Source organism: Pseudoflavonifractor sp. An85 (genome assembly GCF_002161235.1).
Lineage (GTDB): Bacteria > Bacillota > Clostridia > Oscillospirales > Oscillospiraceae > Enterenecus.
In genome coordinates, this window is sequence record NZ_NFHE01000060.1 from 1 (window position 1) to 5,277 (window position 5,277).

8 protein-coding genes are annotated in these 5,277 nt (G+C 56.8%); all 8 read right to left on the reverse strand.

Annotation, left to right across the window (positions count from 1 at the left end; genetic code table 11):
* Nucleotides 1–220 precede the first annotated feature (220 nt).
* Nucleotides 221–697 carry a hypothetical protein gene (locus B5G37_RS14005; protein WP_087258847.1) on the reverse strand — a complete coding sequence of 159 codons (477 nt, stop codon included), beginning with the start codon at nucleotides 695–697 and terminating at the stop codon, nucleotides 221–223.
* A 22-nt stretch (nucleotides 698–719) separates the two neighbouring features.
* Entirely contained in the window at nucleotides 720–1,433 is a 714-nt protein-coding gene (locus B5G37_RS14010; RefSeq protein WP_087258849.1) for a hypothetical protein, read from the reverse strand.
* Nucleotides 1,434–1,438: 5 nt separating this feature from the next.
* Entirely contained in the window at nucleotides 1,439–1,708 is a 270-nt protein-coding gene (locus B5G37_RS14015; protein ID WP_087258851.1) for a hypothetical protein, read from the reverse strand.
* A complete protein-coding gene (locus B5G37_RS14020; protein WP_087258853.1) occupies nucleotides 1,705–2,178 on the reverse strand; it encodes a hypothetical protein in 474 nt (157 codons plus the stop codon). The genes B5G37_RS14015 and B5G37_RS14020 overlap by 4 nt, the downstream gene beginning before the upstream one ends.
* Before the next feature lie 237 nt (nucleotides 2,179–2,415).
* On the reverse strand, nucleotides 2,416–2,676 hold the full coding sequence (locus B5G37_RS14030) for a hypothetical protein (RefSeq protein ID WP_087258857.1): 261 nt from the start codon (nucleotides 2,674–2,676) through the stop codon (nucleotides 2,416–2,418).
* Nucleotides 2,677–2,718: 42 nt separating this feature from the next.
* The gene (locus B5G37_RS14035; protein ID WP_087258859.1) at nucleotides 2,719–3,249 is read right to left on the reverse strand and encodes a hypothetical protein; all 531 of its coding nucleotides are present in this window, start codon (nucleotides 3,247–3,249) and stop codon (nucleotides 2,719–2,721) included.
* Nucleotides 3,250–3,318: 69 nt separating this feature from the next.
* Nucleotides 3,319–4,533 (reverse strand): relaxase/mobilization nuclease domain-containing protein, encoded by a 1,215-nt coding sequence (locus B5G37_RS14040; RefSeq protein ID WP_087258861.1) that lies wholly within the window; start codon nucleotides 4,531–4,533, stop codon nucleotides 3,319–3,321.
* 24 nt (nucleotides 4,534–4,557) lie between these two features.
* Nucleotides 4,558–4,953, reverse strand: a complete 396-nt coding sequence (locus B5G37_RS14045) for a ribbon-helix-helix protein, CopG family (protein ID WP_087258863.1) — start codon at nucleotides 4,951–4,953, stop codon at nucleotides 4,558–4,560.
* Between the last annotated feature and the right edge of the window lie 324 nt (nucleotides 4,954–5,277).

Consider the following 5,277-nt stretch of genomic DNA (forward strand, 5'->3'; position numbering starts at 1 on the left):
GCAACTGCTTCGCCGCCACCGTCCTTACCTCATTTGCGCTGAATAGGCGAGCACGTGATAGAAAACAGCCGAAAAGAATTTGTTTTGATTTGGACGATGACGCACTAGAAAAGACGCATTGAAAAGCGCATGGTCGGACGCGCCTCATCTCCGAAAATCCGCAGCGATGATATAGCAAAAGCCCCGTGGGATTCATCCCTGCGGGGCCTTTCACTTTTTGTCAGTCCGTTTCGCCGTTCTCATCTTCATAGGGCTGCATCACAAGCAAGGCGATGTATTCGGATACGGACATGTCCAGTTCCTTCGCCTGCCTTTGCAGATTCCTCTTGACCCCGGCATCGACGCGAATGGTCACACGGACTGGTTGCTCTCCGTCCTCTGTCTGATCTGCTTCTCCGATGTCGGACACATGATAGTAATAGAAGATGCGCTTGGCCCGCGGCGAAGGGTGCATCCGCACAGGACGCGCATCGTCCTTCGGGCAGAGATTCTGTTCTTCCCACTGGTTGCGGGTTTTGAACCCGGCCTCCACCTCCGGAGGGAGCCTGCTCTTCACCGGCAGACCATCCCATAAGCTGAGCATGTTCCATTCTGTGAAGAACGGAATGGCGGACAGCACCTCCTCCATGTGCTCGTCCGATGCGCCGGAAAGCCCCAGCAGGGTTTCGACGATCCTATTGTTTTCCTCTTCCATCATCGTTCCTTTCCTTTGGATGGATTTATTGACTATCCGTGCTGTACAATGTCGCCGTGGTGCCGTCGAAGCTGAGGACGAAGCTGTACGCATGGCAGCGGTTGCCGTACTCCATCAGTGCGTTTGGATCGAGTGTGAACTGTTTCCTCCACGCATCACTCTCGGGCAGCTTGCCCACTTGGATGGGATCGGAACCAGCCGGACAATGTTCGGGCAGCTTGGCCTCCATGGTGCCGTCCATGCCGATTTGGAACTCACCGTTTTCATCAAGCAGCGGCCTGACGGAATCAATGTTGGTGACCTCCCACTGCATCGAGACCGGCTTCCATGGGAAGAAGACTCGCCAATTCTCTTTCAGGAACCCATAGCCGCAGATGAGGCTCAGCACCACGAACACCACGGCCGCCGCAGCCCAAATCCCCTGCACAAGACGCGGCGTCCCCGGGCACCGTTGATACGCCAGTTTCACAATCCACGCAAGACCAGCCGCACCCATCCACAGCGCCATCGGCTTTATCGGGATCACATTCAATTGCGAGGGAAGGGAGACGATGCCCGCCGCTTCCAGTGTGATCGCCACCATCACGCTTAGAACCATGAGAGCGGAGATCAGCATGGACAGGGTGAACAACACCGTCACCACAATGTCGAACCACACGAAAACAGATGACCTTGTTTTCCTTTCCTCCTTCCGCTCCTTGATGACTTCAAAATCCGTCACCTCGATTACCCCAGCCATTTCGATCACGTCCTTTCCGTGATGTGGATTCCGTTCAACAGCGTGGCCGCCGTCCCATCCGGCGTCACATACCGATCGTCGCCGGTGACGGTGAGGCAGTCGGTGCAGCAGTGGCGTCCGTCCTCGGTGACGCCCCAATGTTCGTATTGGTCTTGCAGTTCCGCGTTGATGCCGTCCACCGTGTCCCAGCCGACATACTCGCTCTCCCGGTCAGGGATGCGACGATCGCAATAATCGCATTCCAGCGCGTAGCAGGTGATGACCTTCAGACTCATTGCTTGACCTCCATGAGTTTTCCGTTCTCGTCGTACAGGTAGGCGCGGCTGTCGCGGATGATGAAATCGAGATTACGGGTGACTTTGGTTTTTACCGTCATGTCGGTGTCCTTGGGAACGGCGGTGCATGTTGTGAAGTCATCCATACCTTCGAGATAATCGTCGGGCAGGGTGCAGTCGAGTTCGGCAAGACCGTACCCATCAGCCACGTACCGGTTGAACTGTGTCTCCGACAGTTCGGTTCTATGGTAGATACCTGTGGCTGTCCCACAGATCAAGGACAGACCGAAAACTGCCAGAGAAAAGGCGAAGAAGATTCTATTCAGCTTGTCCGGTTCACTGCCGAATGATGTGACAAATACGAAGAAGCAAAGTCCGCCCGCGCTGAGGGCTGCGACGACGCAGACCGTCTGAATCATCCCCACCGTCGATGCCTTCTCGATCCACGTGGTCAGGTCAAGTCCGTTCATTCTTACACTCCTATCAACTAACAACTGTTCCATTTATTTCTTTCAATAGCGAGGGCAGGGAGATGGTGCCTGTAGCCAAGAACGTAATGAAAGCGGATGTGACGATTATCAGACACCCAAGAAAGGTGAAGAGCATTCTACGCTCTTTCCTGCAACTGTCAGTACAGGTATACATAAGTAAGCCTATACCTGCAAACATAGCGAGGGTGCAAAGAACCGCTAGTAGAAATACCATTGTTATTGCTGCTCCTCCGTCCGTTCCGCTGTCTGTTCATCCGATGGCAGCTCCGCAGTTTCGGTAGTGCCGGGCAGAAGTCCCATGGCGCTGCCGTCGTGCTTCGGATTCATCGCTTCGATCTGCAAGTCGATGAGCGCGGCAAGTCCTTCCAACTTGTGGATCGTTTTCTTGAGCGAGTCCAGCCCGCCGCTCAGTTCGCCGAGCATGTTGGCAAGCTCGGTGTACCGCTGCTTGACCCGATCCATCTCGTTCTTTTCCATTGTGGGTTCCTTTCCCTTGTAGGATCGACTTTCTGATTTTGCTTATCCCATCAGCATGGTCCACACGATGTGGCAGAGGATGATGAGGATGAGGAAGAGGGCCGTCCACTTCCCGAAGTTGAACAGGCGGTCCGGGAGTGTGACCATCTTCAGCCGTTCGATGCGGCGCTTGGACTCCTGCGTGAGAGCATCGATGTACTCGATGTTCTTCTTCGCCACCTCATCCAATCGCTTGATGGTCTCCTCCTGCGCCTTCTCCTGCGCGGCGGTGACACCGTTCAATGCGGCCTGCTGCGCCTGACTGGTGATGTCATGGAGGCTGCTGCGGATGTCCTCGATCTCCTTCAGCGCGGCGGCGACCGCCTTGGTGGTCTGCCTCAGTTCGATGGTCAGGTTCTTCTGCTTTCTCGCCACCTGCTCCATTGACCGGGCCGCCGCCAGCAGATCACTGTTCCCGTTACCTTCCTCCGCCAGTTGCTTCCCGGCTTCACGGGATTGCTGGGCTTCGGCATCGAGCGTGACGTTCCCGCCAGTTTTCGCTTCGGCCTCCACTTGCTCAAAATCCTTCGCCATCGCGGCATTCTCCTTTCTCCGCGTACACTATCATTGTATCATACTATCAATCTATCCATGGTGGGCGTGTCACCGTTCCTGCTTCCTGTCATGCGTCTCGTGTGGGATGGAACGTCCCGCACTCGTTGTAGCCGACGTTGTTTCACCATGCTTCTCCTGCCTGCGGGTATAGGGCACATCGGAGGCCAGCTTCACGCGCAGTTCGTCCGCCCCGCGCCAGTAGGCGAGGATGGTGCGCCGCACCTCCGGATCACCGGCGATCTCCTCGGGCGGACGGTGCAGTTTGAGCTTCGGAAACTTCGAGAGCGTGGTGCCCTCCATGCTCTGCGCCTGACGGCGGTACGCCAGATAGGCGTCCCTGATGCCGGACAGATACTCGGCTCGAACCGTTTCGGTGCGGTCTGCGCCGTTCGCGCTGCCGCCCGCAGCGTTGTTCCGGAACGCACGTTCCAATCCCTCCGGGTTCAGCGAAGCGTCCAGCTTCGTCACCGAGAACGAATAACGGGCGTTGTCCGTATCGGTGACATACATCCGCCCCCTGCGGAACTGGGTGTCCACTCCCCAGCCCTCCAACAGTTCCCGGTACTCCACAAGGTTCGTTGCACGCTGTGCCGCGATCCGGCACAGCTCCCGCAAATTCGTCTTATACGAACGGACGCCGCGCGACTCGATCTCCTTCTCGATCTTCGACGGCTGCTTCGCATGGACCTTGGAATTTTGCACGCCCTCCTCGACCTGCTGCAATCCCCACTCCTTATCCATGGTGCGCACACGGTTCGCCCGATTGCGTTTCGCCTGCGCACCGGTGCCCTCGGCGAGACGTTTCCCCGTCACGATGTTGGAGCGGTTGATGACCATGTGGATCGCGTACCGGTAGGTATGGTCCTCCTTACAGTGCTCCTTGTGCAGGGCGAACACGATCTGCTGGTTCGGGTAATACCGGCTGGCGTACTCCTTGGCGAACCTCATGCAGTCCTCGGGCGTGAGCCTACCGTCGTTCACATCGCACTCGTCAGGAAGGAACGCCAACACCTGATGATAGAGGATCGTGTTCTTTGCCTCGATGACCTCGCCGGTCTCCTTATCCCTGCTTTTCCGTGCGGACTTGTTGTGACCGTACCGGTCACGGGTGCGCGACATGAAGGACGCCCACTGCTTCAGATCATGGCATCCGGCCATGTTCTGCTCATCACGGAGAAGAACTTTTTTATCGTTGTTGATGTAGTCGCGCAGATGCTTCTGGTGACTGCTCTCTGTCACACTCTGCTGTTTGATGACCGTCATTCCACAGCACCACCTTTTCAAAAATCAGAGATCATCTTCATCCTCCGGCGGGTGGACGATGAGGATACCGCCGCGTTCCGCCTCCCGCTCGAACGCGGCCATGGCGTCGCCGATGCGCAAAATCATATCGCCAATATTCTCAATGAGCTGTTTCGCGGCAACCCGGTTGTACGCATCCCCACCGTAGGTGTTCAGGAATCGCATGAACTGGTTGAGGTTCGTGCCCTGCTTGGTCAGCTCATAGCACAGGTCACGCAGCGGCGAGATGTCGATGGTCCGAACCGTCAGGCGATCCGAATAGACGAGGGCCAGCCGCACCAGATCGGATACGGACACCCCGGCCTTCGCGGCCCTCTCCTTGAGCACTTCCTTCTCATGCGCGTTCAGGCGAAGCTCGAAACGCTTGGTCCTGCTGTCCATTTTCTGTCACGCCCTCCTTTCCGATGGGCAGAAGCCAGAAAGGAATATGACGGTGCCGCCACCGTCTAAACATCCGGAAAAGCGCCGCCGCTTTTCCAAAATGAGGAACCCCAGTTTGGGTTCCGAACCCTTCCGGCAGGTCACTAAGGCCGAACGGAAGCAAGATCGAAGCGAAGTATCAATTGCGGTCATACCGCAATTGTACGTACGCTTCGTACATCTTGCAAGTGAGCAAAGCTGTAGGTTTTGCGAGAGCGCCGGAGGTGCGAATTGAGGGTGCCGCCACCCTCCATTCGTGCCTTCGGCGCGGGGCCTCCCGGAGCG